At 68.8% G+C, this 26,749-nt stretch carries 24 protein-coding genes and 1 tRNA gene; 10 read left to right on the forward strand and 15 right to left on the reverse strand.

Features of this window, described 5'->3' with window-relative positions; all coding sequences use genetic code 11:
- Position 1: 1 nt before the first annotated feature.
- The 4 genes from ACSQ1W_RS05130 to xseA form a co-directional block, all read right to left on the reverse strand.
- A complete protein-coding gene (locus tag ACSQ1W_RS05130) occupies positions 2–385 on the reverse strand; it encodes a hypothetical protein (protein ID WP_436042022.1) in 384 nt (127 codons plus the stop codon).
- Positions 386–454: 69 nt separating this feature from the next.
- Positions 455–2,224: a vWA domain-containing protein gene (locus ACSQ1W_RS05135; RefSeq protein ID WP_436042023.1), complete on the reverse strand. Its 1,770-nt coding sequence runs from the start codon at positions 2,222–2,224 to the stop codon at positions 455–457.
- 106 nt (positions 2,225–2,330) lie between these two features.
- Positions 2,331–2,675 carry a ribonuclease E inhibitor RraB gene (locus ACSQ1W_RS05140; protein ID WP_436042024.1) on the reverse strand — a complete coding sequence of 115 codons (345 nt, stop codon included), beginning with the start codon at positions 2,673–2,675 and terminating at the stop codon, positions 2,331–2,333.
- A gap of 82 nt (positions 2,676–2,757) precedes the next feature.
- The gene (gene xseA, locus ACSQ1W_RS05145) at positions 2,758–4,086 is read right to left on the reverse strand and encodes an exodeoxyribonuclease VII large subunit (RefSeq protein ID WP_436042026.1); all 1,329 of its coding nucleotides are present in this window, start codon (positions 4,084–4,086) and stop codon (positions 2,758–2,760) included.
- 175 nt (positions 4,087–4,261) lie between these two features.
- On the opposite strand from xseA, the gene ACSQ1W_RS05150 reads away from it, so the two are divergent.
- The 5 genes from ACSQ1W_RS05150 to ACSQ1W_RS05170 all read left to right on the forward strand — a co-directional run bounded on the left by ACSQ1W_RS05150 (position 4,262) and on the right by ACSQ1W_RS05170 (position 9,452).
- The gene (locus ACSQ1W_RS05150) at positions 4,262–5,515 is read left to right on the forward strand and encodes a sialidase family protein (protein ID WP_436042028.1); all 1,254 of its coding nucleotides are present in this window, start codon (positions 4,262–4,264) and stop codon (positions 5,513–5,515) included.
- 63 nt (positions 5,516–5,578) lie between these two features.
- The gene (locus ACSQ1W_RS05155) at positions 5,579–5,980 is read left to right on the forward strand and encodes a DUF2946 family protein (protein ID WP_436042030.1); all 402 of its coding nucleotides are present in this window, start codon (positions 5,579–5,581) and stop codon (positions 5,978–5,980) included.
- A gap of 62 nt (positions 5,981–6,042) precedes the next feature.
- On the forward strand, positions 6,043–8,244 hold the full coding sequence (locus ACSQ1W_RS05160) for a TonB-dependent receptor (RefSeq protein WP_436042032.1): 2,202 nt from the start codon (positions 6,043–6,045) through the stop codon (positions 8,242–8,244).
- 77 nt (positions 8,245–8,321) lie between these two features.
- On the forward strand, positions 8,322–8,708 hold the full coding sequence (locus ACSQ1W_RS05165; protein WP_436042033.1) for a nuclear transport factor 2 family protein: 387 nt from the start codon (positions 8,322–8,324) through the stop codon (positions 8,706–8,708).
- A 54-nt stretch (positions 8,709–8,762) separates the two neighbouring features.
- Positions 8,763–9,452, forward strand: coding sequence for a hypothetical protein (locus tag ACSQ1W_RS05170; protein ID WP_436042034.1), 690 nt, complete (start codon positions 8,763–8,765; stop codon positions 9,450–9,452).
- 3 nt (positions 9,453–9,455) lie between these two features.
- Here ACSQ1W_RS05170 and ACSQ1W_RS05175 read toward each other — a convergent pair whose 3' ends face one another.
- Together ACSQ1W_RS05175 and ACSQ1W_RS05180 are read right to left on the reverse strand one after the other, a co-directional pair.
- Positions 9,456–10,007, reverse strand: a complete 552-nt coding sequence (locus ACSQ1W_RS05175; protein ID WP_436042036.1) for a response regulator transcription factor — start codon at positions 10,005–10,007, stop codon at positions 9,456–9,458.
- A 13-nt stretch (positions 10,008–10,020) separates the two neighbouring features.
- Positions 10,021–11,256 (reverse strand): ATP-binding protein, encoded by a 1,236-nt coding sequence (locus tag ACSQ1W_RS05180; protein WP_436042038.1) that lies wholly within the window; start codon positions 11,254–11,256, stop codon positions 10,021–10,023.
- A 98-nt stretch (positions 11,257–11,354) separates the two neighbouring features.
- On the opposite strand from ACSQ1W_RS05180, the gene ispG reads away from it, so the two are divergent.
- Together ispG and ACSQ1W_RS05190 are read left to right on the forward strand one after the other, a co-directional pair.
- On the forward strand, positions 11,355–12,620 hold the full coding sequence (ispG, locus tag ACSQ1W_RS05185; RefSeq protein WP_436042040.1) for a flavodoxin-dependent (E)-4-hydroxy-3-methylbut-2-enyl-diphosphate synthase: 1,266 nt from the start codon (positions 11,355–11,357) through the stop codon (positions 12,618–12,620).
- Positions 12,621–12,624: 4 nt separating this feature from the next.
- The gene (locus ACSQ1W_RS05190; RefSeq protein WP_436046103.1) at positions 12,625–13,299 is read left to right on the forward strand and encodes a phosphatase PAP2 family protein; all 675 of its coding nucleotides are present in this window, start codon (positions 12,625–12,627) and stop codon (positions 13,297–13,299) included.
- Between the two features lie 96 nt (positions 13,300–13,395).
- On the opposite strand, the gene ACSQ1W_RS05195 is transcribed toward ACSQ1W_RS05190, so the two are convergent.
- Together ACSQ1W_RS05195 and ACSQ1W_RS05200 are read right to left on the reverse strand one after the other, a co-directional pair.
- The gene (locus ACSQ1W_RS05195; protein ID WP_436042042.1) at positions 13,396–14,004 is read right to left on the reverse strand and encodes a hypothetical protein; all 609 of its coding nucleotides are present in this window, start codon (positions 14,002–14,004) and stop codon (positions 13,396–13,398) included.
- A 55-nt stretch (positions 14,005–14,059) separates the two neighbouring features.
- Positions 14,060–15,475, reverse strand: a complete 1,416-nt coding sequence (locus tag ACSQ1W_RS05200; protein WP_436042044.1) for a pectin acetylesterase-family hydrolase — start codon at positions 15,473–15,475, stop codon at positions 14,060–14,062.
- Positions 15,476–15,858: 383 nt separating this feature from the next.
- On the opposite strand from ACSQ1W_RS05200, the gene ACSQ1W_RS05205 reads away from it, so the two are divergent.
- Entirely contained in the window at positions 15,859–16,800 is a 942-nt protein-coding gene (locus tag ACSQ1W_RS05205) for a DedA family protein/thiosulfate sulfurtransferase GlpE (protein WP_436042046.1), read from the forward strand.
- 12 nt (positions 16,801–16,812) lie between these two features.
- On the opposite strand, the gene ACSQ1W_RS05210 is transcribed toward ACSQ1W_RS05205, so the two are convergent.
- Positions 16,813–17,709, reverse strand: a complete 897-nt coding sequence (locus ACSQ1W_RS05210) for a diguanylate cyclase (RefSeq protein WP_436042048.1) — start codon at positions 17,707–17,709, stop codon at positions 16,813–16,815.
- Between the two features lie 95 nt (positions 17,710–17,804).
- On the opposite strand from ACSQ1W_RS05210, the gene ACSQ1W_RS05215 reads away from it, so the two are divergent.
- Entirely contained in the window at positions 17,805–20,546 is a 2,742-nt protein-coding gene (locus tag ACSQ1W_RS05215; protein WP_436042050.1) for a tetratricopeptide repeat protein, read from the forward strand.
- Positions 20,547–20,559: 13 nt separating this feature from the next.
- Here the strand turns inward: ACSQ1W_RS05215 and ACSQ1W_RS05220 are convergent, their stop codons facing one another.
- The 6 genes from ACSQ1W_RS05220 to ACSQ1W_RS05245 form a co-directional block, all read right to left on the reverse strand.
- Positions 20,560–21,468, reverse strand: a complete 909-nt coding sequence (locus ACSQ1W_RS05220) for a DMT family transporter (RefSeq protein ID WP_436042052.1) — start codon at positions 21,466–21,468, stop codon at positions 20,560–20,562.
- A 231-nt stretch (positions 21,469–21,699) separates the two neighbouring features.
- Complete coding sequence (gene murB / locus ACSQ1W_RS05225) at positions 21,700–22,740, reverse strand: UDP-N-acetylmuramate dehydrogenase (RefSeq protein ID WP_436042054.1); 1,041 nt, start codon at positions 22,738–22,740, stop codon at positions 21,700–21,702.
- Positions 22,737–23,792 (reverse strand): quinone-dependent dihydroorotate dehydrogenase, encoded by a 1,056-nt coding sequence (locus ACSQ1W_RS05230; RefSeq protein ID WP_436042056.1) that lies wholly within the window; start codon positions 23,790–23,792, stop codon positions 22,737–22,739. Before ACSQ1W_RS05230 ends, murB begins: the two co-directional genes overlap by 4 nt.
- Positions 23,793–23,806: 14 nt before the next feature.
- A complete protein-coding gene (locus tag ACSQ1W_RS05235) occupies positions 23,807–24,085 on the reverse strand; it encodes a DUF4190 domain-containing protein (RefSeq protein ID WP_192268814.1) in 279 nt (92 codons plus the stop codon).
- A gap of 147 nt (positions 24,086–24,232) precedes the next feature.
- Positions 24,233–25,765: an L-piperidine-6-carboxylate dehydrogenase gene (amaB, locus tag ACSQ1W_RS05240; protein WP_436042058.1), complete on the reverse strand. Its 1,533-nt coding sequence runs from the start codon at positions 25,763–25,765 to the stop codon at positions 24,233–24,235.
- A 255-nt stretch (positions 25,766–26,020) separates the two neighbouring features.
- Positions 26,021–26,097 (reverse strand) — tRNA-Arg (locus ACSQ1W_RS05245).
- A gap of 107 nt (positions 26,098–26,204) precedes the next feature.
- Here ACSQ1W_RS05245 and ACSQ1W_RS05250 point away from each other — a divergent pair.
- Positions 26,205–26,660: a GNAT family N-acetyltransferase gene (locus ACSQ1W_RS05250; RefSeq protein ID WP_436042060.1), complete on the forward strand. Its 456-nt coding sequence runs from the start codon at positions 26,205–26,207 to the stop codon at positions 26,658–26,660.
- Positions 26,661–26,749 lie beyond the last annotated feature (89 nt).

Consider the following 26,749-nt stretch of genomic DNA (forward strand, 5'->3'; position numbering starts at 1 on the left):
TCTAACGGATGTCGATGGGCTGTCCGTGATAGGGCCGCAGTTGCCCCGACCTCGCGCTCTCGTCCGTGACGGGCACGGTCCGCCAGTTGAGCCAGAAGTCGCCAACGCAGATCCGGCGGAATCTCACCTCGACGGCTTCGTCAGCGGGAACATCGACCTGTTCCAGTGACGAGAGATAAGGCGGTGCGTCGTCGCTGTAGACAGGGTTGTCGAAGTCCTCTGGCGATGGCGCCGGAAGCGTCCGATCCATATGGAAGCTCTTCAACTGCACCGTGACGGCGTGCGCACGATGATTGGCGACCACGATATGGATCCCGCAGCTTGTCGCGAACGACGCAGCGGGACAGAGCAGGGCGAGAAGTAAGACAATCTTGTGAACCATCATGGCGGCTGAGCTCCTACGTCAGAGCGAAAACATGGCGGAGGCCATCCCTGGCCCCGCGCCACGCCTGGTTCACTCGCCGGCGATGACCGGCGCATCGTCCTTCACCGCGACCAACCGGTTTGCCTGCTCGATCATGCCGACGAACTCCGCCTTCAGGCCGTAAGGGTCACGCCCCGCCGACGCTCGTGCGGTGCGGGCGACATCATTCCAGTTCCAGCCATCGATGCGTTGACCACCGCGCAACAGGTCGGCATAGGCCGCCACGGCACTGGCGAAACGGAAGGCGTCGCTGGGTTGTGCGGTCAGCGACGTCCGCGCGATCGGTGTTTCGATCAGGCGGCTGGCCTCCTGGCCCGGCAGCTTGTAGCGCAGGCGCACGTGCGCGACCTCGGTGGTCGAGGCGCAGGCGGCGACCTGCTTGCCGCCGTAGCGCAGCGCAGGCAGGCGGTCCGCACCGCTGCCGACCGGTGTGATCTCGTACAGCGCGGTGACTTCATGGCCCGCGCCGATGTCGCCGGCATCGACCTTGTCGTTGGCGAAGTCCTCGTTGGCCAGCACGCGATTCTCATAGCCGATCAGCCGGTACTCGGACACCACGGCGGGGTTGAACTCCACCTGGATCTTCACGTCACGGGCGATGGTCAGCAGGGTCGACTGCATCTCGTCCACCAGCACCTTGCGGCCTTCCTGCAGCGTGTCGATATAGGCATGGTTGCCGTCGCCGACATCGGCCAGCTTCTCGGCCAGCGCATCGTTGTAGTTGCCGGTGCCGAAGCCCAGCGTGGTCAGCGCGATGCCGGACGCACGCTCGTCGGCCACCATCGTTTCCAGCGCGTCCTGGCTGACGGTGCCGACGTTGAAGTCGCCGTCGGTGGCCAGGATCACCCGGTTCACGCCGTCCTTGACGAAAGCCTGCTTCGCCATCGCGTACGCCAGGCGGATGCCATCGCCGCCATTGGTGCTGCCGCCGGCCTGCAGGCGATCGAGCGCACTGAGGATCTCGTCGTGCCGGTTGCCGGGCGTCGGCGGCAATACCAGGCCGGCGGAGCCGGCATAGACGACGATGCTGACGCGGTCCTGCGCGCGCAGTTGGGTAACGAGCTGCGCGAACGATTGCTTCAGCAGCGGCAGCTTGTCCGGCGACTCCATCGAGCCGGATGTGTCGAGCAGGAACACCAGGTTGGCCGGCGGCAGCGTCGCTTTCGGCACGTCGTAGCCCTTGATGCCGACCATCAGCAGCTGGCGCTTGGCGTTCCATGGTGCCGGTGCGAGTTCGGTGGTCACCGCGAACGGTCGGCTGCGGTCGGTCGGTCCGGCGTGGCCATAGCGGAAGTAGTTGATGAACTCCTCCGCACGCACTGCGTCGGCGGGTGGACGTTGGCCTTCGCGCAGCATGCGGCGCACGTTGCTGTAGCTGCCGGTGTCCACGTCGACGGAGAACGTGGAGACCGGTTCATCGAGCGTACGGCGCACCGGATTATCGTCGCGGTCGGCGTACTTCTCGGCGTTTACCGGTGGGACTTGCGGGGCAACGATGATGTTGGCGTTCCGGTACTCCATCATCATCGCGGGAGCTGGCGGCGGCGGCGCCGAGGGCGCGTAGGCCAGCCCGGTAGCCGCCGTCGCTTTGGCCTGCTCGCTGCGCAGACGGCTGCCGGTGACGGCGATGCGGTCGAGCGTCGCCTGGTCGCGCCGCCCGGTGTCGGCTTCCTTGCGTGCGTATGCGTCTGCCGCCACGGCGGCCGCTTCGGCTTCAGGCGAGTGCTGGGTCGTGGGGTTGGATTGGCAGGCAGCCAGCAGGGCGGCGGCCAGCAGGGTAACGGTCAGGCGGTGCGACATGGCGCGACTCCGTGTGTGGGACAGGGAGTCGAACGCGCGGGGTCGGGAAACGGGGTTGACCGGAGTGGGGACAAGCTGCCCCGGCCTGCGCGGGGGTGCGGGGCTGTCAGTCGATGGCGCCGACGTCCATGCCGTCATAGGCATCCAGGCCGTGCTCGTCGGCGAAGCGGTACAGCGCCTGGTTGCGCTCGTGCAGGCTGTCCGGCGTGTGGACTTCGGTCTTTTCCACATGCAGCCACCACAGGTCTGGATCCTTGCGGCTGTCCTTGTCTTCCAGGTACAGCGCGATCACGCGGTAACCCTGGTCCTGCAGCAGGGGCACCACCGCCTCCAGCGCGGGCCGCGAGCCGTGCGTGAAGAAGTATCCCCACACCAGGGGCTTGCGCAGGTCCCACGGCGTTTCCTTGGCCATGTTGTCGAACATCTCGACCAGTTGTTCGCGGGTGATCATGGGGTGCTCCTGGCGGGGTTCTGCGGGCGGGCGCCGCGCGTTGAAAGGGTGTGGAAGTGGGGTGATCCGGCGGCGTGCCACGCTATTCCGCGCGCAGCGTCAGTCGACCATCGCCGACTTGTGCCTCGACACGCTCGCCTGCCTGCACCTGCGTCACCGAGCGCACCAGCGTGCCGTCTTCCCTGGTCACCAGCGCGTAGCCGCGCGCGACCGTCGCGAGCGGACTGACCGCTTCGAGTGAGCGGGCGAGGGCGCGAAGGCGCAGGGCATCGCGTTGCAGGGTGCGTGCGACGGCGGCCTGGGGGCGTGGCGCGAGGGCGAGCAGGCGCAAGCGCAGCTGTTCTAGGCGACGCTGCGGTGCGTGTGCGCGCAGGACGGCATCGGCATGGCGCAGCGACGCGATGCGACGGGCCTGCTGGTGCTGCCACAGGGCATGCAGGCGGCGCGCGGATTCTTCCTGTCGCTGCCGGAAAGCCTCCAGCCGTGCCTGGGGACGCAGCGCGTTCAACCGCAATGCGGCACGGTCCGCGCGCTGCATGGCGCTGCGCAGGCGATGTGCCTGGGTGGTCGCGAGGCGGCGCTGCAACCCCTGGACGCGCGCCAGCAGGTCGCGCCGGTCGGGGACCAGCAGTTCCGCCGCGACGGAGGGCGTCGGCGCCCGCAGGTCGGCGGCGAAGTCGGCGAGGGTGAAGTCGGTCTCGTGACCGATGGCGGATACCACCGGCACCGGCGAGGCGGCGATGGCGCGCGCAAGCCGCTCGTCGTTGAAGGCCCAGAGGTCCTCCAGCGAACCGCCGCCACGGGCGACCAACAGCACGTCGTAGCGACCGCTGCGTGCCGCGCGCTGCAGCATGTCCACGATCTGCGCCGCGGCCGTTTCGCCCTGCACCTGGACCGGCAACACGTCGACTTCCAGCAGCGGGAAACGGCGCTGCAGCACGCTCAGCACATCGCGCACCGCGGCGCCGGTCGGGGAGGTCAGCACGGCGAGCCGCTGCACGTGGGCGGGCAGCGGACGCTTGCGAGCGTCGTCGAACAGGCCTTCCGCGGTGAGCCGGGCGCGCAGCTCTTCGAACGCGCGCCGCAGTGCGCCTTCGCCGGCCTCTTCCAGGCTGTCGATCACCAGCTGGTAATCGCCACGGGCTTCGTACAGGGTCAGGCGGCCGCGGGCGAGCACGCGCAGGCCCTCGCGCGGGGCGAACTTCAGCCACTGGCTCTTGGGCTTGAACATCGCACAGCGGACCTGTGCGCGCGCGTCCTTGAGGGTGAAGTACAGGTGCCCGGACGCAGGACGGGTGACATTGCCCAGTTCGCCTTCCACCCAGACCAGCGGGAACGCGCCTTCCAACAGGTCGCGCGCCAGCGTGTTGAGCTGGGTGGGCGTGAGGATGTCGCGGGCGGTGTCGGTCATGGTGCAAGGATAAACGCTGGGGGTGATCGGCGGCGCGATGCGCCTGCGTCAGCCGGTCGCAGCCCTGCCGGCGGATTCCATGGTGCAATGACGCCTTCCCGCGAACGGACGTCCCGCAATGCCTGTTGCTTCTGCTGGCGCTACTGCATGCCGAACCCTTCTCGTGGTGCTGGCGATGGCATCGTTGGGCGCGTGCACACCGCCGGACCCCGGGACGGCAGACACGCCGTCGGCCGTCGCGTCACCGGTTGTGGAAGCGTGGGCGCTGCCGACGCCGGCGGGCGCCGCCCAGCCGGATCTCGTCGCGGCACCCGACGGCACGTTGCTGCTGAGCTGGCTGGAGCCTGCGGGCGAGGACGCGCTGCGGTTCCGGTTGAGCCAGTGGAGGGGCGACGCCGCCTCCGCTGTGTGGACGGCACCGGTCACCATCGCCGAGGGCGACGACTTCTTCCGCAACTGGGCGGACACGCCGCACGTGTTTGCATTGCAGGACGGCTCGCTGTGGGCGCACTGGCTACGCAGCACCGGGCCGTCGCGGATGGATTACGGCATCGACCTGGTGCGTTCCGGCGACGGCGGCGCGACCTGGACGTCACCGCAGTTCGTGCACCCTTCTGGCACCTCGGGCGACCATGGTTTCGTGACGTTCTGGCCGCAATCGCGCGACCGGCTCGGTATCGCCTGGCTGGACAGTCGGCAGAAGGCGGCCGCCGGGCATACGGGGCACGACGGAGGCGGACACGACCATGCGGGAAGCGCCGCGATGATGCTGCGCGCGGCGACCTACGACACGCAGGCAAAGCAGATGGGCGAGTGGCCGCTGGATGTGTCGACCTGCGACTGCTGCACCACCGCGTCGGCGGTCACCGACCGCGGTGCGGTCGTCGTCTATCGCGGGCGCAGCGCCGGCGAGATCCGCGATACGCGCATCGTCCGCTTCGATGGCGAACGGTGGACGCCACCGCGCGATGTGCATACCGATGGCTGGCAGATCGCCGGTTGCCCGGTCAACGGCCCGGTGGTGGTGGCGAAGGGCAGCCGTGTCTGGGTCGCCTGGTATACCGAGGCGGAGGGGGTGCCGGAACTACGCGCGGCGCGCTCCGACGATGCCGGCGATACGTTCGCTGAGCCGGTGACGCTGGCCAAGGGCACGCAGGTGCTCGGGCGCCTCGCACTGGCGCTGGCCGGCGACCATCTGCTGGCCAGTTGGCTGGAACAGACGCCGGACGAGCGCCAGTCGCTGGTACTCGGCCGTTACGACGCGGCGTGGACCCAGCCGCAGCGCGTCGAGGTCGCCACGCTGTCCGCGCGGGGACGTGCCAGCGGGATTCCACGCATGCAGTGGCGGGGTGACGCTGCGTGGCTGGCATGGGTCGATGTGGATGGTGAGGTGCCGCGCGTCCTCGGTGCGCGCGTGGTGTTTCCGTGACGGGCGCGGGTGCGACACTCTGTCGCGCCTGATCATCCCGGGTCCGATGCTTACAATCGCCGCGTGATCCGTTCGTCCTCCTTCCTGCGACCGATGCTGCAGCTCGCCTTGCTGGCGGCGCTGCTGACGGCGTTCGCGCCGACGGTCACGCGTTGGATCGCGAGTGCCAGCACGCAGGTGATGGCAGGCTGGACCGAGCTATGCACCGCCGACGGCATCAAGTGGGTCGATACGCGGGCCGAATCGCCCGTCGGCAAGCAGGCGCCGGCGCCCGCCGGCATGCCGATGGGAGCGGACTGCGCCTACTGTGTGCTCGCAGCGGCACTGCCGTTGCTGCTGCTTTGCATCGCGTTGCTGTTTCCACGCGCCGCCGGCGGCATCGTCGCGCATGTCGTCCCGTTTCCGCCTGTCAGGCGCCTGCGGCTGCGCGGCCTGGGCGGGCAAGGGCCGCCGATCCTGCTCTGAACCACAAGACCCCCGATTGAACGTGCGGCCCGCGCGCCGCGTCCTTGTGCTTTGGAGTTCCCATGTCCCTGATGTTCCGGGCGACGCCGTGTGCGTCGCGCCTGTCCGTGGCGGTTGCCGCGGTTCTGTCTTTCCCGGTCGTTGCGCTCGCGACCGAATCCGTCGTGTTGCCCGATGGGTCACGCGCCACCCAGCTCGATACCGTCGAAGTCAAAGGCCACCGTGCCGGGCTGGAACAGTCCGCCGGTACCGGCACCCGCCTGGCGTTGGGCGTGATGGAGACGCCCGCGTCCGTCACCGTCATCGATCGCACGACCCTCGACGCGCGCGGCGTGCGCACCACGCAGGAGGCATTGGCCGGCATCCCGGGGCTGACCGTCGCATCGCCGCCCGGCAACGGTAATACGGTGACTTACCGTGGCTTCTCCGGCAGCCAGATCACGCAGTTGTTCAACGGTATCGACGTGCAGTACGCCAGCATCGCGGCACGGCCCGTCGATGCCTGGCAGTACGAGCGGGTGGAGGCTATCGGCGGGCCATCCAGCTTCCTCTACGGCGCGGGTGCGGTCGGCGGCACGATCAACTACGTGACCCGGCTCGCACGACTGGATCGCGATGAGGCGGCCGTGCAACTTGGATCGGGTTCTTTCCGCGACGGCACGCTGGCGATGGGGGCGAACCTGCGCCTCGGCGGTGACGAGGCGCGGCAGGCCATCCGCGTGGACGCGAGCGCCCGGGACGGCGAGAGCTGGGTCGACGGACAACAGCGCGACGCCGCCACGCTGGCCGCCTCCTGGATCGTGCAGCTGGCGCCGTCGCTGCGCCACACGTTGGCGGTGGAACTCCAGCAGGAAGACAGCCATCGTCCCTATTGGGGAACGCCCGTGCGCCAGCCGGCAACGGGGCGCCTGTCCGTGGTGCCGGCGACCATTGGCCGGAACTACAACGTCGCCGACGGCTATTACGGCCAGGACGTGCGCTGGGCGCGCTCGCTGCTGGAGTGGACGCCCGGCGAGCGCGATACCGTGCGCAACACCGTCTACCACTACGATGCATTGCGCGACTACCGCAATGTCGAAAGCTACCGTTTGACGGCCGACAACACCGGTGTGATCCGCTCCGGTACGCTGCTGCAGCGTCACGACCAGCAGGTCTATGGCAACCGTATCGAATGGGCGCATACCGGCACGCTGTTCGGTCTTCCGTCGCAATGGAATACCGGCCTCGACGTCAGCTACAACCGGCAGACGCGGTTCCCGCTCTCGCTGTCGGCGATAGTCGATACCGTGCCGCTGGATGCCGTCACGCCCGGGTACTTCCTCGATGTCCCCGGTGCGAGCCTCGTCCACACGCCGGACCGGACCAACCGGCTGCACACACAGGCGCTGTTCGTGGAAAACCTGACCGAGCTGACGCGGTCGCTGTTCCTGCTGACCGGCCTGCGGCGAGATCGCATCGCGCTGGACGTGGTCAATCATCGCGCAGTGTCGCCGACCAATCCCGCGCGCTTCGACCGCGACTACACGCCGACCACGGGGCGCGTCGCGCTGAACTGGGCCATCACGCCGCAGGCGAGCCTCTACGCGCAGTACAGCACCGCGGCCGATCCACCGGCCGGCATCCTCAGTACGGCCAACTTCGCCACGCTGCGCGATTTCGACCTGACGAGCGGTCGTCAGGGCGAGCTCGGGGCGAAGGTGCAATCGCGCGGCGGGAGCCGTTTCGCCACGCTGGCCGCCTACCGGATCGTCCGCCGCGACCTCGCGATCACCGATCCCGACAATCCCGGCCAAACGTTGCCGGTCGGGGAGCAGTCATCGCGTGGCATCGAAGCCACCTTCGGCTGGCGTCCGTTCGACGCGCTGCACGTGAAAGGCAACCTGGCCTGGGTCGATGCCACGCTGGACGACTTCTACGAGAACGTCGGTGGCGTATCGGTATCGCGCGCCGGCAACCGGCCGACCAACACGCCATCGCGCGTGGGTAACCTGTGGCTGGACTACACGTTCACGCCGCGTTGGTCGGCCGGTGTCGATCTGCGCGGCGTGTCGTCGCGCCATGCCAACGCCGCCAACACGCTGTCCACCGCCGGCTACGCGACGTGGGGCGCACACGTGGCCCTCAAGGTTGGCGACGGCACCGAGGTGACGCTGCGCGGCCGCAACCTGGGCGACAGGACCCATACCCTCTACGCGCTGGGCAGCACGATGGTCTATCTGGGCGATCCGCGCAGCTGGGAACTGGTGCTGCGCAGGACGTTCTGAGGCGCACGGCATGCGTCTTCACGCACTCGCACGGCCGTGGGGGGAAGATCGCGCCTTACTCCAGCGAGGACGGCGCGATGACGTCGGACGACGAGCGGGCCGTACGCGAGGCCGTGGTGGCGTGGGATCTGGCCATGGTGGGCAATGACGCGTCCGCGATCGGCACGTTCATGGCCGAGGACTGGGTGATCGTGGGTGCCGACGGCAGCGTGTCCGACCGGGCACGCTTCCTCGCGCTGGTCGCGTTAGGGGACCTCCAGCATGACGTGATGGAGACGCACGACATGCGCGTCCGCGTCTACGGGAAAACTGCCGTAACGGTGGCACGGGGCGTGTCCGGCGGCCACTATCGGGGCCATCCTTTCCTGTTGGACGAACGCGTCAGTGGCGTGTTCGTCCAGCAGGAGGGCGCCTGGCGATGCGTGCTGACGCACCTGTCGCTGCTGGCGCAGGGCGAACGCTGAGCGCAGCGTACCGGATGGGTCTGGCATGATTGCCGGCAACGACGGAGGACGGGCATGCGCGGTCTCGATTTCAGTTCGTGGCAAGGGCTGTTGACCACGCTGGCGGGACTGGCGCTGATCACGCTGATCGGCGTCGGCATCCGCCTGCTGGTGATGCAGACGGTGCAGGAACGGCGGGCGCGCGAGAACCGCCAGATCAACGAGCGCCTGCGCACGCTGATCGCCGCCTACAAGACGCTGGGCGGTTCGTTCACCGGCGATCTCGAAGTAGACCCCACGCATCTGCGCGAACTACGGCAGCGTGCGCGCGAGGGCGGTCTCGATCCCGTCGATGACGGCGGCGATCGTTCGCGACGGATCCGCGATGCCGTGGAAGCGGCGTTGTCGGACATCATCCTGCTCGGCACCGACGACCAGGTCCGTCTTGCCGCGCAGGCGGCCACGGATCTCGCCGCAGGCCGTCCCATCCACACCGACGCGCTGGTGGTGTCGCTGCGAGATTTCATCCGCAGCGTACTGGACCTCGAGCCGATCCCGGCCGGCCTGGCGATTCCGCGTCAGGGGCCGGCGCGGCCGGTGGCGAACAAAGGCAAGGGTGAGGGCGGCAAGGCCGAGGATCGCCAGGGCGTTGCCGGCGGTGCCGGCGGTGGCGCAGGTGGCATGGGCGCCGGCATGGGGGCGGGCGCCGGCCTCGGCATGGGCGCAGGACTGGCGATGGATCCGGAGCGCGACGCTTCGCGCTGACGATTACTCGTCGATCCAGCGACGTTCGGGACCGGGCCGCTTGGCCAGCTTGCGCTGCAACGACCGCCGGTGCATGCCCAGCAGGCGCGCCGCCGCGGAGATGTTGCCCTCGGTCTCGGCCAGCGCCTGCTGGATGTGTTCCCACTCCAGCCGGCTCAGCGGCGTCATGGTGTCGTCGGTCGCGCTGGTGTCTTCGCCCGCGGCCGGCGCTTCCAGCCCGAGTGCACGCAGGATGGTCGGTACCGTCGCCGGCTTCGGCAGGTAGTCGTCGGCGCCGCGCTTGATCGACTCCACCGCGGTGGCGACGCTGGCGTAGCCGGTGACCAGCAGGATCTGCATGTCGGCGCGCAGCGCCCGCAGGGGTTCGATCAGGGTGAGGCCGGAGTCGGCGCCCAGTTTCAGATCGACCAGCGCGAAATCCGGCTGGTACTCGCGCGCCCGCGCAAGGGCGCTGGCGGCGTCCAGCGCGATCTCGGTTTCGATGCCCTTGCGCGCCAGGCTGCGCTGCAGCGTGCGCGCGTAGAGTTCGTCGTCGTCGACCAGCAGGCCTTTCATCGGAAGTCTCTCATCAGGGGGTCTCGTCGTTGCCTGCCACCGGCAGGCGGAACTGCACCTGCACGCCTTTCGGCGGCACGGCGCGCATGGTCATGCGTCCGCCCAGCCGCTCGATGGTGGCATGCGACAGGGCCAGGCCCACGCCCATGCCCTCGGGCTTGCTGGTGCGGAAGAGTTGCTCGGACTGGAACGGCAGGGCTTCGTGGAACCCGTTGCCGTAGTCGCGCACGGTGCCGACCAGTTCGTCGCTTTCGCAGCGCAGGTCCAGGTCCACGCGTTGCGAGCCGGCCTGGCGGCTGGCATCGGCGGCATTGTTGAGCAGTGCCTGCAGCAGGTGGCCGGTGGAGGCATCGGTGGCCAGCCACGGCGGCAGCGCACCGGTGCGCTGCAGTTCCACGGTCGGGCGGATCAGCTGCCAGCGCTGCACCACATCGTCCAGGTCCACGCGCTGGTGCACGCCCATGTCGGCCGAGGCGGCGAGCGCACGCACGCGGTCGCGGCACAGGTCGATCAGTTGACGCATGGTGCCGGCATCCTCGCGGATGTCGGGTTCGGCCGCGTGCTCGCGGATGTCCTCGGTCAGCAGCGTCATCGTCGCCAGCGGCGTGTTCAGCTCATGCGCCACCGCGGCGGCATGCGTGGCCAGGGCGACGATGCCCTCGTTGCGGGCGAAGCGTTCGCGCAGGCGCGCCAGTTCCTGCTCGCGCAGGCGCAGGGCGGCGACCAGGCGGGTGGAGAAGTACAGCACCACCGCGGCCGACAGCACGAAGTTCACGCCCATGCCCCACAGGTGCACGCTGAAGTTGTTGCCGTGCAGGTGCGGCAGCGGACGCCCGAACACCGCCGTCAGCACATAGCCCAGCAGGCAGGCCACGCCGGTGGCGATCACCCAGCGCAACGGCAATGCCAGCGCCGAGACGGCGATCAGCAGCAGGAACATGGAACTGAACGGATTGCCGATGCCGCCGCTCCAGGCCACCAGCCAGGACAGCACGGCCACGTCCACCAGCATGTGCGCGAAGGCCTCCGCCGCCGTCTCTTCGCCGGGCCGGTGGCTGCGCCAGGTGGCGTAGACGTTGAACAGCGCCAGCGCGCCGATGCCGGCCCAGAGCGGCCAGCGCGGCAGGTCGATGCCCAGGAGCCCCAACGCCACCAGCACGGTCACCGCCTGGCCCACGATGGCCACCCAGCGCAGGTTGCACAGCGTGCGCAGGAACGACGGCGACAGGGTCAGCAGGGTATTCGGCATGCTCACATGCTAGTGCAAGCGCGCGCGGCGGGCCTGCGGCATGGCGTCGCAGGGCGGGATGGACGGGTGGGGTGGGTGGCCCACGCTACAATGCCGGCATGCACGATGCCGTCACCCGCCCCACGCCCCCGACCGACGCCGCGCCCTGGCCGCGCCGCATCACCCAGGCCGTCCAGATCGGCAACGCCACCGTTGGCGGTGGCCGCCCGGTGGTGGTGCAGTCGATGACCAACACCGACACCGCCGATGTCGCCAGCAGCGTGAAGCAGGTGGCCGAACTGTGGCGCGCCGGCTCGGAAATGGTCCGCCTGACCGTCAACAATCCTGAATCGGCCGCCGCCATCCCGCGCATCCGCGAGAAGCTGGAGATGATGGGCATCTCGGTGCCGCTGATCGGCGACTTCCACTACAACGGCCACCAGCTGCTGGCGGGCGAACCGGCCTGCGCCGAGGCGCTGGCCAAGTACCGCATCAATCCGGGCAACGTCGGCTTCGGCAAGAAGAAGGACACCCAGTTCGCCCAGCTGATCGAGTTCGCGATCCGCTACGGCAAGCCGGTGCGCATCGGCGCCAACTGGGGTTCGCTGGACCAGGCGCTGGCCGCCCAGCTGATGGACGAGAACCACGCGCGCGAGATCCCGTGGGACGCCGGCCGCGTGCTGCGCGAAGCGCTGATCCGGTCGGCGGTGGATTCGGGCGAGCGCGCCGTCGAGCTCGGGCTGCCGCGCGACCGCATCGTGCTGTCGGCCAAGGTCAGCGGCGTGCAGGAACTGATCGCGGTCTACCGCGACATGGCCAGCCGCACCGATTTCGCCCTGCACCTGGGCCTGACCGAAGCCGGCATCGGCAGCAAAGGCATCGTCGCTTCCGCGGCAGCACTGTCCGTACTGCTCCAGGAAGGCATCGGCGACACCATCCGCATTTCGCTGACGCCGGAACCGGGCCAGTCGCGCACGCAGGAAGTCATCGTCGCGCAGGAACTGCTGCAGACCACCGGGCTGCGCGCGTTCACGCCGATGGTTACCGCCTGCCCCGGTTGCGGCCGCACCACGTCGGAGTTCTTCCAGGAACTGGCCAAGGTCGTGCAGGAACACGTGCGCGGCAAGATGCCGGAGTGGAAGGTCACCCATCCTGGCGCGGAGAACATGACGCTGGCGGTGATGGGCTGCGTGGTGAATGGCCCGGGCGAATCGCGCCACGCCAACATCGGCATCTCGCTGCCGGGCACCGGCGAGGCGCCGGCGGCACCGGTGTTCGTCGATGGCGAGAAGAAGGTCACGCTGCGCGGCGAGAACATCGCGCACGAGTTCGTCGCGCTGATCGACGACTACGTCGAGAGCAAGTACGCGCGTGTCGCCGGCTGAGAGGCTGGCCCAGGGCGGACGCTTCATCGCCAGCCTGCTGCGCGAGCATGGCGGCCGCCTGGTCCTGCTGTTCCTCTGCCTGCTCGCGCCGTTGTGGGTCTTCGTCGAACTGGCCGACGAAGTCCATGAGCTGGAAGCCTTTTACTTCGACGATCCATTGCTGTGGCGCGCGCATGCCATGGCCGGGCCGGCGCTGGACCGCTTCTTCATCTTCATTTCCGCGATCGGCTACCAGTGGGGCGTGGTGCCGGTCGACATCGCGCTGACGATCGGCTTGCTGATCGCCAGGCGCTGGCGCGAGGCGACGTTCGCCGGCGTGTCGTTCGCCGGTTCGGCGCTGCTGAACATGGCGACCAAGCAGTTCTTCCAGCGCGACCGGCCGACGCTGTGGGAGTCCATCGCGCCCGAGCACACCTTCAGCTTCCCCAGCGGCCACGCGATGGGCTCGGCGACACTGGCGATGGTGGTCGTGCTGCTGTGCTGGCACACGCGCTGGCGCTGGCTGGCGGTGGCGCTCGCCGGCAGCTTCGCGCTGCTGGTAGGCGTCTCGCGCATCTACCTGGGCGTGCATTACCCGTCCGACATTCTTGGCGGTTTCGCCGCCGGCATCGCCTGGGTGTCCGGCGTCTACCTGGTGCTGTTCCGCGTGCGTGGGCGGCCGTGGCAGGTCAGAGGCTAGAAGGCTATCTGTGGGAGCGACGTGAGTCGCGATAGACCGCCTGTAAAGCCTCATCGCGACTTACGTCGCTCCCACACCTATTCCCACCCCTGCCTTTCAAGGCGCATACGCCCGCTCGCGCTCTTCCTGCAGCCGCTGGCGCAGATACTGGTCGCGGGTCAGCCCGGCCGGGACCGAGGTCATCGCCATGACCTCGGCCACCACCTGGGCTTCCCGCGTCTTGTAGGACTGGAAGCGGGGATCGTTGGCCTGCTGGGCGGCGAACGCCGCCATGCGCTGGTCGGCGTGTGCGCGGTAGCGGTCGGCGATCGCCGCGACTTCGGCGGCCTGCCGTCCCGGATCGTCGACGGTCGCCTTCACCAGTGCGGTGCGCAACAGTACGGCTTCGCCGGCGGACAGGCCGCCCTGGGCTTCGTAACGGTCGATCTGGCGCGTCAGCGCATCGGCGCGCTCGCTCCGCTCCACCGCACGCAATGACGCCGCGTGCGCGAAAAAGTCCTTCGCATCGGCTTCGAAGCGCTGGCGGTCGCGATGCGCCTGCGCCTCGGGTGTCGCCTGCAACGAGGCCATGGCCGGGGGGAGCGCGTCTGCCGGAATCGCGGAGCCAGACACGATCTCCCGCGCCTCCGGCGCATCGTTCCGCCACCACAGCACGGCAGCGGCGAAGACCAGGCACGGCACCAGCAGCGTCAGCGGTTTCTTCATGCGCAACCCCGTGTGCGCCGGGACCGTCGACGCGCGACGGCCCCGGGCGTGGACGTCAGCCCATCAGCTGGTCGACCAGCCAGTACAGCAGGTTGAACGGCTTGGCCTTGTCGGCCTTGTCGTCCTGCTCGCTGGCATCCAGCACCTTGCCCTGTCCATCGAGGACGCTGTCGATGAAGTGTTTCAGTTCTAGGTTCTGCGCCTGCACGTCGGCATTCTTGAAATCGACGATGGTGGTGCAGTGGCTCTCGTTGAGCGCGCGGTATTGCGGGAAGTAGCCGCCGACGTTGTTGAGGCCGTTGAGGCGGTCGCGCAACCGTGCGGTGTCGGTGTTCCAGCGCGCATGGATGCGGCCTTCCTTGGTGGCCTGGTCCGGCGCGTTGGCGATGTCGGGATAGAAGCGCTCGTACGAGTACGAGGAGTAGTTGAGGTCCTTCCAGAAGTGGGTATGGCCCAGGCGGTCGCTGGCGTACTTGCTGGACAGCGCCGGATACAGGCTGCCGAGTTCATTGAGGTCGAACTGCGGCAGGCCGCTGGCGAGGTAGGGCAGCGGACCGTTGGGCTGGTCCAGGCCCCAGGCGCTGCGGATCAGCGCCATCAGCGGCTGCGAGGGATAGTCGATCGGGTTGCCGTTCTTCGGGGTGGGGAAGATCGGGCCGGAGTCGTCGATCAGGAAGCTGCGCGTCGGCGCCAGGTCACGGCGCAGCGGGTGGTAGCTGGTCAGGCTGCCGGCACCGCCGGCGCTGCAGCCGGTGGACAGCATCTGCGTGGGGCGGGGCAGATTGTCCTTCAGCCAGCTGACCACCGCGCGCACGTTGCGCGCGCCGTTGTGGTGCCACACCAGCGGCGCGTTCTGCCCGCTCGGGTCGTTGTACACGGCCACCTTGTCGCCGCTGTAGATATCGCCGGTGCAGTAGGGCACGTAGACCATGTTCCAGCCCTGCGTCTTCACCCCGTCGAACGGACTGACGCGGGTGACGAACGGACTGACCAGGCTGGCGCCCGGATTCAGCAGGCCCATGTAGTCGTCGGGAATGCCGTTGGGATTGCGCGCGCCGCGGATGCCGCTCTGGCCGCTGCAGCTGGCGTAGTCCCAGCAGGCGCCGCCGCCTTCCATGTAGATGATGGTGTTGCGCGTGTCGGCCACGCGGTTGACGAAGAACTTGAACGGCGAGCCATCGCCGCAGACCGCGCCGGTCGACGGCGCCAGCTGGATCGTCTGCCAGGCGTCGTAGCGGCCAGGCTGGAAGCCGTCATTGAAGCCGGACGGATTGGACAGCAGCGGATAGCTGCCGGTGCGCTGCGCAGCGGTGACCTTGTTGTCGGCCTTGGGCGGCGAGACCAGGTTCACCAGGGTCTGCCAGAAGCTGTAGTCGCCTTCCTCGGCCTTCAGCGGGGCGGCGACCGCGAGGGTCAGCGTGGCCGCGGCCAGGACGAGGGGCAGGCGGGCGGGACGTACGGGTACGACCATGATCGGATCCTCCAGCGAGAGTCTGCGGACGTTCAACGGGATGGACTGCCTTGGCGTGCGGCACCCGTGGGGTGGCGACCGTACAGGGGCGGATGGTGGTGTGTTCGGCCGCCGGCGGGATTAAGCGCGCGTGATGGTGCGGGGTTTGGCTGTCCGCGCCCCCTGCATTGGCCGCAAATCCCCCCTTTCTGGCGTCCGTCTGGCGCGGCGTGCCTCCGGGCATCTCGCGATGCAGCACGGGCAGGCGGTCCTTGTACCGGCGTGCGCGATCGGCGCCGGCAACGGATCGTTGCGGTCGGGTGCCTTGCCGCTTCGGCGGCGTCGGCAGACCATGCGCGCTCGCCATCGTGCATCGCGTTGGCGTTCTGGCTCTGGGGATCGGAATGCAGGAACTGGTCGACCGCTATGGCGTACTGCTGGTGTTCGCCAACGTGCTGGCGCTGTCGCTGGGCCTGCCGGTGCCGGCGATGCCCACCTTGATCCTGGTCGGCGCCGGACTGGCGCTGCAACCGGAGGCCATGTGGCTGCCGCTGCTCGGCGTGCTGGCGGCGTCCGTCGCGGCCAGCCTGATCGGCGACAGCGTCTGGTTCTACGCCGGCCGCCGCTATGGCAACCGCACGCTGCAGTCGCTGTGCCGGTTGTCGCTGTCGCGCGATACCTGCATGAAGCGCACCGAACGTTTCTATGGCCGCTTCGGCATCCGCATCCTGTCGGTGGCGAAGTTCATCCCCGGCCTGTCGATGGTCTCGGTGCCGCTGGCCGGTGCCATGCAGTCACGGCTGCCGCCCTTCCTGCGCTACGACGGTCTGGGCGCGACGCTGTGGGCGGCCCTGGGTCTGGGGCTGGGCGTGGTGTTCTCGCGGCAGGTGGAAACCGTCATCGACACGCTGTCGCAGCTGGGCACCGGTGCGGGCGTGGTGATCGGCATCGCGCTGGCGGCCTATGTCGGCTGGCGCTGGTGGCGTCGGCACACGTTGATGAAATCGCTGGAGGCGGCGCGCATCGAGCCGGCGGAACTCGACGACCTGATCCGCAACGGGCGCGCCCCGGTGCTGTTCGACATCCGGGCGCCGGGGTTCCGCGACGTGGACCCGTACGTCATCCCCGGGGCGGTGTTCGCCGACGAACGCCAGCTCGACGGCGTCCTCGCCGCGTATCCGCGCGACGGGAAAATCGTCATCTACTGCGCGTGCCCGGACGAAGTGTCGGCGGCCTGGATGGCCGGCAGGCTGCGCAAGGCGGGCTTCCGCGACGTGCTGCCATTGCGCGGTGGCATCGACGCGTGGCGGGCGGGGGGATTCGGGGTGGATCCGCTGGCGCACTGAGCCGCGCGCCGGTCAGTGCTCGATGCAGACCCGGTTGCGGCCTTCGCTCTTGGCGCGGTACAGCGCGGCGTCGGCGGCGGCCATCATGCGGCTGACGGTATCGCGGTCGGGCGTCAGCGCGGCGATGCCGATGCTGACGGTGATCGTCTGGGGTTCGCCGCCCGGCTTGAACACCACCGCCTCGACCGCTTCGCGCAGGCGCTCGGCAAAACCGTAGGCGGCCTCCGGCCCGCATTCGGGCAGCAGCACGGCGAACTCTTCGCCGCCGATGCGGGCGGCGGCATCGTCGTTGCGCACGTGCCGGCGCACCAGTGCGGCGATCTGCTTCAGCACGTGGTCGCCGGAAATATGGCCGTAGCGGTCGTTGATCGGCTTGAACAGGTCGACGTCGATGATGCACATGGTCAGCTCGCGCTGGTGGCGCATCGCGCGGGCGATCTCCTTCTCGACGGTCTCGATGAAATGCCGGCGGTTGTACATCTCCGTCAGCGCATCGTGGGTGGCGAGCTGGTAGATCTCCTCGTGGTAACGCGCCTCCACGCTGCTGTGGCTGATGAACTTGAGGATGCTCTCGCCCAGGGTGATGTGGTCGCCGTCGACTAGCACCGTCTCGGACACCGCCGCGTCGTTGACGCGGGTCGTGTTGGTGGCGCCCAGGTCGCGCACGCGGTAGCTGTCGCCGTCGCGCCAGATCTCGCAGTGCAGGCGCGAGACGCTGTTGTGCGGGATGTGCAGGTCGGCCTCCTGCGAGCGTCCCACGCGAACGCGCGCGGTATCGATGTCGGCACGGCGCCCCAGGCCCTCGCCGTGGATCACCACCACGCACGCGGACCGGTGCGACGCCGGCCGGGGGCCGTCGCTCAGGATGGTCCGTTGCGTGGTCGGTGGATTGAGGAAGTCCCGGGACATGCGTGCGCGACAGGCAGGTGCGGAACCGAGTGTAACGGATCGATCGGTCAACTCACGCTTCCGCTACCATGGCCGGGCGCACCGGGGACAGTGGCATGACATCGCAACCTTACGACGACCTCGCACCCACCGAGAACCTGGCCACGCGCCTGCAGGACGCGCCGACGGCGCCGGACGGCACGCTCGCACCGGGCGCTCGGCTGGGCCGCTACCGCATCGAGACCCTGCTGGGCCGCGGTGGCATGGGGGAGGTCTATCGTGCCGCGCAGCTGGAGCCGGTGCGCCGCGAGGTGGCGCTGAAGCTGATGCGCGTGCAGCGCCTGCAGGCACGCCACCTGGCCTGGTTCGAAGTGGAGCGGCAGGTGCTGGCGCAGATGCGTCACCCGGCGATCGCGCAGATCTACGATGCCGGCACCACCGAGGAAGGCTATCCGTTCTTCGCGATGGAGCTGACCGACGGCAGCCCCATCACGCGCTACTGCCGTGACCAGCGGCTGCCGCTGGACGCGCGCGTGGCGTTGTTCATCCGCGTCTGCGAGGGCGTGCAGCACGCGCACCACAAAGGCGTGGTGCACCGCGACCTGAAGCCGGGCAACCTGCTGGTGGAGACGCTCGATGGCCGCCCGGCGCCCAAGATCATCGATTTCGGCATCGCCATGGCCGCGTCGCTGGCCGGTGATGCTGCGCTGGAGCGCGCCGGCACGCCCGAGTACATGAGCCCGGAACAGGCGCAGGGCGACGCCGCCCAGGTGGACACGCGCAGCGATGTCTATTCGCTGGGCGTGGTGCTGTGCGAACTGGTCACCGGCGTGCGGCCGGAGGCAGCCGGCGAGACGTGGTCCGCCGAGACACCGACCGCCGTCGTGCCGTCATCGCGCCTGGCCGCGCTGCCGGCCGGGCAGGCCGAACAGATGGCGCAGGAACGCGGCCTGTCGTTGGCACGGATGCGCGAACGCCTGCGTGGCGACCTCGACTGGATCGTGCTCAAGGCGATGCAACACGATCGCGATGCCCGCTACGGTTCGGTCGCGGCGCTGGCCGACGACCTCCAGCGTTACCTCGATGGCGAGGTCGTCGCCGCTGTCCCGCCGAGCCGCGGCTATGTCTGGCGCAAGTTCCTGCGCCGTCATCGCGCATCCGCCGTGGCCGCGGGATTCGCGCTGCTGGCGCTGCTGGGCGGATTGGGCCTGTCGCTGTACGGCCTGCAGCAGGCGCATACGCAGCGCAGCGTCGCCGAGGCGCGCAGCGCGGAACTGGAGAAGGTGGCGGCGTTCCAGCAGTCGATGCTGGAAGGCATCGACATCGAGACGATGGGCGTGGGCCTGTCGGAGGGCCTGGTGCGCCAGGTCGGCAGCCTCGATCCGTCGGCCGCCGAGGCGTTCGGCGCCACGTTGGCCAAGACCAGCACCGGCGATCTGGCGCGCGATCTCGTCGACCAGCAACTGCTGGCGAATGCCGAGAACGCCATTGCCCGCGACTTCGCCGACCAGCCCGACGTGGCTGCCAGCCTGCGCGAGTCCGTCGGCCACGTGTATATGGCCATCGGGCGCTACGACAAGGCGGTCGCGCACTTCGCGCAGGTGGCCGACTACCGCAGCCGCGTGCACGGCGAGGGCGCGCAGGAAACGCTGCGGGCGCGGAACGACCAGGTGCAGGCGCTGCTTGCCGCGCCGCATGTCGACGAGGCCGAGGCCGTGCTGCAGAAAGCGCTGCCGCGCGCCTTCTCGCTGGCGGACAACGACCGGGCGCGGGTGAAGCTGGAACTGGCGCAGGCGCAGGTGATCTCGGCACGTGGTGACCGCCCGCGGGCCAAGGGCGTCATCGAGGCGGTGCAGGCACGGCTGCTCGCCAGTGCCGGCAAGGACGACCCCGCGACGCTGGAGGCGACCAACGACCTGGCCGCCGTGCAGCGCAATCTCGGCGAGCTGCGCGAGGCGCGCGCCAACATGGAGGCGGTGGTCGCCGGGCGCACGGCCACGCTCGGTGCCGACCACGAGGAAACACTGTCGGCGATGGGCAACCTGGCGGTGCTGCGCATCATGAATCGCGAACGGGACGAGGCGATCACGATGCAGCGCGACCTCACCCAACGCTACACGCGCAAGTTCGGCAGTGAACATCCCACCACCCTGCAGGCGCGCAGCACGCTGGCCACGATGATGATCGATGGCGGCGACACGAAGGCGGTGACGGCCGCGCTGCCGGCGCTGCAGGAAGTCCTCGCTGCGCGCGCGCGCGTGCTGGGCCGCGACCACCCGCAGACGGTGCGGACCCGGCTCAACCTGGCGACGGCCTACGCGAAGCTCAAGGACTTCGCGTCGGCATTGCCGCTGGAGGAGCAGGTCATCACCGCGCGCAGCCGCGCGCTCGGTCCCACCCACCCGGATACGCTTTCCATCCTGGTCAACCACGCCGGCACGCTGCTCAATGCGGGCCAGGCGGAAGCGGCGCTGCGCCTGCTGGGCGATGTGCAGCCGCTGGCACTGAAGACCCTGGGCGAGAAACACCCACAGGCGCAGATCACGATGGTCATCCGCGCCGAAGCCCTGCGCATGCTGGGCCGGGTGCCCGAGGCGCTGCCGGAATACCAGCGGTTGTTCGAGCTCCGGCGACGCCTGCTGGGTGAGACCGACCGGGAAACGCGCATCGCGGCCTGGAACCTGATCGACACCTACAACGAACTGGGCCGCAAGGCGGACGCCGAGCCGCTGTACCGTCGCTACGTCGCGCCCCTGCTGGCCGCGGACCCCAAGACGCTGAAGGATGACGAGGCGCACTTCGTCGAGCTCTATCGCGAAGGCAGGCGCCCCGGCAAGCAGCCGGGCAAACCCGGCTGAGCCTGTACCGCCACTATTCGCCGGGCTTGGCGCCGGCGCTCGGCGCTTCCGACGCGGCGCGGCGCGACAGCACGGCCTCGCGGTGCGCGATGTAGGCGTTGGCGCCGAAGATGATGCCGGCGCCGACCAGCGTCCACGCGTCCAGTGTTTCGTCGAACAGCATCCAGCCGAACAGCGCCACCACGGGCAACTGCATGAAGCTGATCGGCGTGAGCGCGGACACTTCGCCCAGTTTCAGTGCGCGCGTCCACAGCATGTGGCCGCCGGTACCGAGCACGCCGGCCGCGATCACCCAGACCCAGGTGATGCCCTGCGGCCATTCCCACACGGCCAGCGCCGGCAGCAGCGACATCGGCACCCATAGCAGCGTGGTGTAGATGACGATGCGGTCGGCCGGCTCGGTGTTCGACAGCTGCTTGATCTGGATCGCCACCAATGCGCTCATCACTGCCGCCAGTACGGCGATCATCGCGTCGACGGTGAACTGCGAGGTGCCCGGCCGCACGATGATCAGCACGCCGATGAAGCCCAGCACCACCGCGGTCCAACGGCGCGCGCGTACCTGCTCGTTGAGCATCGCGGCGGCCGCCAGGGTGACGAACAGGGGCGTGGAGTACGACAGCGAGACCGCCTGCGCCAGCGGCAGGTGGCCGATGGCCCAGAAGCCGGCCAGCATCGAGCAGATGCCGATCACGCAGCGGAACAGGTAGCGCGGGAACTGGGTGGTCCTCAGGAAGCCTGGGCCGTGCCGGAGGATCAAGGGCGCCGCGGCCAGCAGGCCGAAGAAATTGCGGAAGAACGCGATCTCGAAGGTATGCAGCGTCGCCGAGGCCAGCCGGATCGCCACCACCATCAGCGCGAAGAACACCGTGCTGCCCAGCATCAGCACGGCGGCCCGATAGTGGGTGGGCAGGGTGGGCATCAGTGTCCTCGACCGGCCCCTTCTCCCGCTCGCGGGGGAAGGCCGGGATGGGGGCGAACAGGATCGCGGAGGTCGGACGTATCACCGATCGCTGTCGGCATCGCGAGGCGCAGCGGTCGAGTCGGTGTTGCAAGCGGGCGTTGACGGGCTCCGGTCGGCCCCCACCCCAGCCCTCCCCCGTGAACGGGGGAGGGAGCAGTACCTCGGGCGCGGGCGCACGTCATCGCGGGACTACCAGGTCGCTCCGATGATCTTCGGTTCCGGCTCGATGGCCACGCCGAAGCGCGCCTGCACCGATGCGGCGATCTTCCGCGCCAGTGCGAGCAGCTGCGCGCCGGTCGCTTCACCATGGTTGACCAGCACCAGCGCATGCGCGGCCGACACGCCGGCATCGCCATCGCGGTGTCCTTTCCAGCCGCAGGCCTCGATCATCCAGGCGGCCGACAGCTTGCGGTTGTGCGCGGCGTCGCCCCTGAACACGGGCAGGGTGGGGTAGTCGACCAGCAGCGCGTCGGCCTGCGCCTGCGACACGATCGGATTCTTGAAGAAGCTGCCGGCATTGCCGACCAACGCAGGGTCCGGCAGTTTGCGGCGGCGGATGCGGATGACCGCTTCGCCGACGTCGCGCGCGGTCGGTGCGGCGATGTCCATCGCCGCCAGTTCTTCGCGGATGCCCGCATAGTCCAGGCGCAGCGCCGGCGTGCGCGGCAGCAGGAACTCGACCGCCGTCACCAGGTAGCGGTCGGCCTCGCGCTTGAACACGCTGTCGCGGTAAGCGAACGCGCAAGCCTCGCGATCCAGTCGCACGCGTGTGCCGTGGTGGCGGTCGAGCGCTTCGACGACATGGATGAACTCTCCGGCCTCGGTGCCATAGGCGCCGATGTTCTGGATCGGCGAGGCGCCGGCGGTGCCGGGGATCAGCGCCAGGTTCTCCAGGCCACACAGGCCCTGCTCAAGCGTCCACATCACCAGCGGATGCCAGCCGACGCCGGCATCGGCGCGCACGAGGGCATGCTGGCCGTCGTCGGACAGCACGCGCACGTCCTGCGTGGCCATCGCGACCACCGCCCCCGGCGCATCACCGGCGAACAGCAGGTTGCTGCCGCTGCCGATCACCAGGGTCCCGCCTTCGACCACCTGCGGCAGTGCGAGCACTTCGTCGAGCGCGGCGGCATCATCGACATCGATCAGCCACGGTGCCCGCGCCGGAACGCCGAACGTGGTGCGCTCGCGCAGCGACGCGTTCTGGGTGATGCGGTAGCCGTCCGTCATTCCGGCGCCACCGGGCCACCGCTGCGGGCTTCGCGGCGACGGCGGATGGCTTCGACGCATTCGCGGACCAGTTCGGGGCCGCGGTAGACCAGGCCGGTGTAGCACTGCACCAGCGACGCACCTGCGGACATCTTCGCCACCGCATCGGCACCGGACAGGATGCCGCCCACGCCGATCAGCGGGATGCTGTCCGGCAGGCGCGTGCGCAACCGGCGCAGCACCAGCGTGGCCTGGCCCATCAGCGGAGCACCGGACAAGCCGCCGGTTTCGCGCGCATGTGCATGGTCCTGCACGCTGATGCGCGAGACGGTGGTGTTGGTGGCGATGACGCCATCCACCTGCATGTCGCCCAGGACCCGGGCGACCGCATCGATGTCGCTGTCGGACAGGTCCGGCGCGATCTTCACCAGCATCGGCACACGCTTGCCGTGCTGTGCAGCCAGATCTTCCTGCGCGTCGCGCAAGGTGCCGATCAGCTGGCGCAGCGCCTGTTCTTCCTGCAGTTCGCGCAGGCCGGCGGTGTTGGGCGAGGAGATGTTGACGGTGATGTAGTCCGCCAGCGGGTAGACGCGCTCCAGACAGTACAGATAGTCGGACGCGGCGCGCTCGTTCGACGTGTCCTTGTTCTTGCCGATGTTGATGCCGAGCAGGCCGCGGTCGCGGCGCGCGGCCTGGACATTGCGGACCAGCGCGTCGACGCCCTCGTTGTTGAAACCGAGGCGGTTGATGACAGCCTGGTGCTGCGGCAGGCGGAACATGCGCGGCTTCGGATTGCCGGGCTGCGGCTTGGGCGTGACCGTGCCGATTTCGACGAAGCCGAAACCCAGCGCGAACAGCGCATCGATGTGCGCACCGTTCTTGTCCATGCCGGCGGCCAGACCGACCGGGTTGGGGAAGGTCAGGCCCATGACCTTGGTCGGCATCGGCGTGATCGGCCGCGCGACCAGCGGCGTGGTGCCGGTGCGGTAGGCCAGGTCGAGCGCCTTCAGGCCCATGCCATGGGCGGTCTCGGCATCGAGGCCGAAGAGGAAGGGGCGGGCGAAAGAATACATGGACGCGCGCGGACTCAGCTCAGCGTCGCCAGCCAGGCCAGGCCGCCCAGGAACAGGAAGATCACGGCGATGCCGAGGACCCAGAGCAGGGCCGACACCCAGCCCAGCACCAGCCCGCCGATCGCCAGACCGTCGCCGTCCATCGTGCCTGCACTGCGGCGGATTTCGGCGCGCGCCATGTGGCCGGTGATGATGGCCACGATCGTGCCGATGACGGGGAGCAGGGTCCAACCGAGGATGCCGGACACGAGGCTGGCGATGGCGAGACTGCTGGTGGTGCGGACTTGGTTCATCAGGAGCTCCGTGCAGGGGTCAGGGAGGCGCGATGGCGCTGGTTCGGATGGGCAAAAAAAAGCGCCACCCGCAAAGGTGGCGCGATTATCCCAGATGATGGCCCGTTCAGGGCAGCCGGCATGCGTGCATGCCGGCCTGGCAACGGGTCAGAGGTCGAACTTGATGCCCTGGGCCAGCGGCAGCGAGTCGGAGTAGTTGATGGTGTTGGTCTGCCGGCGCATGTAGACCTTCCACGCGTCCGAACCGGATTCGCGACCGCCGCCGGTTTCCTTCTCGCCGCCGAAGGCGCCGCCGATCTCCGCACCGCTGGTGCCGATATTGACGTTGGCGATGCCGCAGTCGCTGCCGGCCGCCGACAGGAACTGCTCGGCCGCCTTGAGGTTCTGGGTGAAGATCGACGACGACAGGCCCTGCGGCACGGCGTTCTGCATGTCGATGGCTTCGTCGAGGGTCTTGTACTTCATCACATACAGGATCGGCGCGAAGGTCTCGTGCTGGACGACCTCATCGGAGTTCTTCAGGCCGGTGACGATGGCCGGCAGCACGAAGTTGCCGGCGCGGTCGATCGCGGTACCGCCGGTCTCCACGGTGCCGCCGCTGGCCTTGGCCTTGGCGATGGAGTCCAGGAACTGCTGCACGGCGCCCTGGCTGTTGAGCGGGCCCATCAGGTTGGCCGGGTCGGTCGGGTCGCCGATCTTGCCTTCCACCTGCTTGTACGCCTTGATCAGCGTGGCCAGCACGGTGTCGTAGATGGATTCGTGCACGATCAGGCGGCGCGTGGTGGTGCAGCGCTGGCCGGCGGTGCCGACGGCGCCGAACACGATGCCGGGCACGGCCAGCTTCAGGTCGGCGGTTTCGTCCAGGATGATGGCGTTGTTGCCGCCCAGTTCCAGCAGGCTGCGGCCCATGCGGCGCGCGACGCGCTCGCCGACGGTGCGGCCGACCTGGGTGGAACCGGTGAAGCTGATCAGCGGGATGCGCTTGTCGTCGACGAACTGCTGCGCCAGTTCGACGCCGGCGTCGTTGATCAGGAAGAAGATGTCGGGGAAGCCGCCTTCCTTCAGCGCGTCGTTGCAGATCTTCATGCTGGCGATCGCGGTCAGCGGCGTCTTGTTGGACGGCTTCCAGATGCAGATGTCGCCGCAGATGCCGGCCAGGAACGAATTCCACGCCCACACCGCAACCGGGAAGTTGAACGCGCTGATGATGCCGACCAGGCCCAGCGGCTGGTACTGCTCGTACATGCGGTGGCCGGGACGCTCGGAGTGCATGGTGTAGCCGTACAGCATGCGGCTCTGGCCTACCGCGAAGTCGGCGATGTCGATCATCTCCTGCACTTCGCCGTCGCCCTCGGGCTTGCTCTTGCCCATCTCCAGCGCGACCAGCGAGCCCAGCGCGTCCTTGTGCTTGCGCAGCGCTTCGCCGCACAGGCGGATCGCTTCGCCGCGGCGCGGCGCCGGGGTGGTGCGCCAGATCTTGAAGGCGGCCTGCGCACGCGCGACGACCTTCTCGTAGTCGGCCTGGCTGCTGGCGTGGACCTCGGCGATCACCTCGTTGGTGGTCGGGTTGATCGACTGCAGCAGGCCGGCGTCGGTGGTCGTGGACCACTCACCGCTGCCGAGGTAGGTGCCGGAGTTGGTGGTGGCGAGGCCGAGGGCCTTGAGGAGGTCAGCAGGCATGGAAGCTCCAGGGTCATTGCACGGGATGCCACCGGACGGCGTGGCACCGAAAGAGGTGCGCGATTCTACCAGAACGGGTCGGCCAGGCCGCGCGTAAGTCCGTGTTTTTCCAATGGTTCTTGTGCAACAGCAGGTTGCGTGCGCCGCCGTTGATCCGCTGCCGGGGTTTGTTCGCTTCGCCGACCCTGCGCGGAGGCGTTCGGCGATTCGCCGAGCGGACCAAGGTGACTGCAAGGTGCCGCGTGCGATGGAAGATGGTGACCCCGGCGCGATTCGAACGCACGACCTGTCCCTTAGGAGGGGACCGCTCTATCCAGCTGAGCTACGGGGCCATCGGTGGCGATTCTCGCACGAAGCGCGCTTGGGCACGACGCGCGTATCCAGCGATCCGCCCGCGTGGCACGGTGGCCTCATCCTCCCTCGCTCCGTTCGCCCCCCAATGGATATCCGCCTCGACGACCTTCGCCATCCCGCCGTCGTCGCGCTGCTGCAGGAACACCTGGACTGGATGCACCGCACCTCGCCACCGGAGAGCGTGCACGCGCTCGACCTGGGCGCCTTGCGGCGCGACGACATCTCGTTCTGGGCGGTGTGGGAGGGCGAGGCGCTGGCGGGCTGCGGTGCGTTGCGCGAACTGGCGCCGGGCCATGGCGAAGTGAAATCGATGCGTACCGCGCAGACGCATCTGCGCCGTGGCGTGGCGACCGCGATGCTGGACCACATCCTCATTGAAGCGCGTCGACGCGGCTACGCGCGCCTCAGCCTGGAGACCGGATCGATGGCGTATTTCGCGCCGGCCCGTGCCCTGTACGCGCGTGCAGGCTTCGTTGCGTGTGCGCCGTTCGGCGACTACACCGACGACCCGAACAGCGTCTTCATGACGCGCATGTTGTAGGGCAGGACGCATTGGTTTCAGTTGCATCCATCTGAAATCATTGGCTTTGTTGCGTCGCAGCGCTTGACAGCCCCCCGGGGTGGCGTGTT

It is taken from the genome of Pseudoxanthomonas sp. LjRoot143, from assembly GCF_964252945.1.
Taxonomy (GTDB): Bacteria; Pseudomonadota; Gammaproteobacteria; order Xanthomonadales; family Xanthomonadaceae; genus Pseudoxanthomonas_A.

Excerpts from the sequence above, each read along its gene's own strand:
- ACSQ1W_RS05130 (WP_436042022.1), bottom strand. The coding sequence starts at position 385 with ATGATGGTTCACAAGATTGTCTTACTTCTCGCCCTGCTCTGTCCCGCT.
- ACSQ1W_RS05135 (WP_436042023.1), bottom strand. The coding sequence starts at position 2,224 with ATGTCGCACCGCCTGACCGTTACCCTGCTGGCCGCCGCCCTGCTGGCT.
- ACSQ1W_RS05140 (WP_436042024.1), bottom strand. The coding sequence starts at position 2,675 with ATGATCACCCGCGAACAACTGGTCGAGATGTTCGACAACATGGCCAAG.
- xseA (WP_436042026.1), bottom strand. The coding sequence starts at position 4,086 with ATGACCGACACCGCCCGCGACATCCTCACGCCCACCCAGCTCAACACG.
- ACSQ1W_RS05150 (WP_436042028.1), top strand. The coding sequence starts at position 4,262 with ATGGCATCGTTGGGCGCGTGCACACCGCCGGACCCCGGGACGGCAGAC.
- ACSQ1W_RS05160 (WP_436042032.1), top strand. The coding sequence starts at position 6,043 with ATGTCCCTGATGTTCCGGGCGACGCCGTGTGCGTCGCGCCTGTCCGTG.
- ACSQ1W_RS05165 (WP_436042033.1), top strand. The coding sequence starts at position 8,322 with ATGACGTCGGACGACGAGCGGGCCGTACGCGAGGCCGTGGTGGCGTGG.
- ACSQ1W_RS05170 (WP_436042034.1), top strand. The coding sequence starts at position 8,763 with ATGCGCGGTCTCGATTTCAGTTCGTGGCAAGGGCTGTTGACCACGCTG.
- ACSQ1W_RS05175 (WP_436042036.1), bottom strand. The coding sequence starts at position 10,007 with ATGAAAGGCCTGCTGGTCGACGACGACGAACTCTACGCGCGCACGCTG.
- ACSQ1W_RS05180 (WP_436042038.1), bottom strand. The coding sequence starts at position 11,256 with ATGCCGAATACCCTGCTGACCCTGTCGCCGTCGTTCCTGCGCACGCTG.
- ispG (WP_436042040.1), top strand. The coding sequence starts at position 11,355 with ATGCACGATGCCGTCACCCGCCCCACGCCCCCGACCGACGCCGCGCCC.
- ACSQ1W_RS05195 (WP_436042042.1), bottom strand. The coding sequence starts at position 14,004 with ATGAAGAAACCGCTGACGCTGCTGGTGCCGTGCCTGGTCTTCGCCGCT.
- ACSQ1W_RS05200 (WP_436042044.1), bottom strand. The coding sequence starts at position 15,475 with ATGGTCGTACCCGTACGTCCCGCCCGCCTGCCCCTCGTCCTGGCCGCG.
- ACSQ1W_RS05205 (WP_436042046.1), top strand. The coding sequence starts at position 15,859 with ATGCAGGAACTGGTCGACCGCTATGGCGTACTGCTGGTGTTCGCCAAC.
- ACSQ1W_RS05210 (WP_436042048.1), bottom strand. The coding sequence starts at position 17,709 with ATGTCCCGGGACTTCCTCAATCCACCGACCACGCAACGGACCATCCTG.
- ACSQ1W_RS05215 (WP_436042050.1), top strand. The coding sequence starts at position 17,805 with ATGACATCGCAACCTTACGACGACCTCGCACCCACCGAGAACCTGGCC.
- ACSQ1W_RS05220 (WP_436042052.1), bottom strand. The coding sequence starts at position 21,468 with ATGCCCACCCTGCCCACCCACTATCGGGCCGCCGTGCTGATGCTGGGC.
- murB (WP_436042054.1), bottom strand. The coding sequence starts at position 22,740 with ATGACGGACGGCTACCGCATCACCCAGAACGCGTCGCTGCGCGAGCGC.
- ACSQ1W_RS05230 (WP_436042056.1), bottom strand. The coding sequence starts at position 23,792 with ATGTATTCTTTCGCCCGCCCCTTCCTCTTCGGCCTCGATGCCGAGACC.
- ACSQ1W_RS05235 (WP_192268814.1), bottom strand. The coding sequence starts at position 24,085 with ATGAACCAAGTCCGCACCACCAGCAGTCTCGCCATCGCCAGCCTCGTG.
- amaB (WP_436042058.1), bottom strand. The coding sequence starts at position 25,765 with ATGCCTGCTGACCTCCTCAAGGCCCTCGGCCTCGCCACCACCAACTCC.
- ACSQ1W_RS05250 (WP_436042060.1), top strand. The coding sequence starts at position 26,205 with ATGGATATCCGCCTCGACGACCTTCGCCATCCCGCCGTCGTCGCGCTG.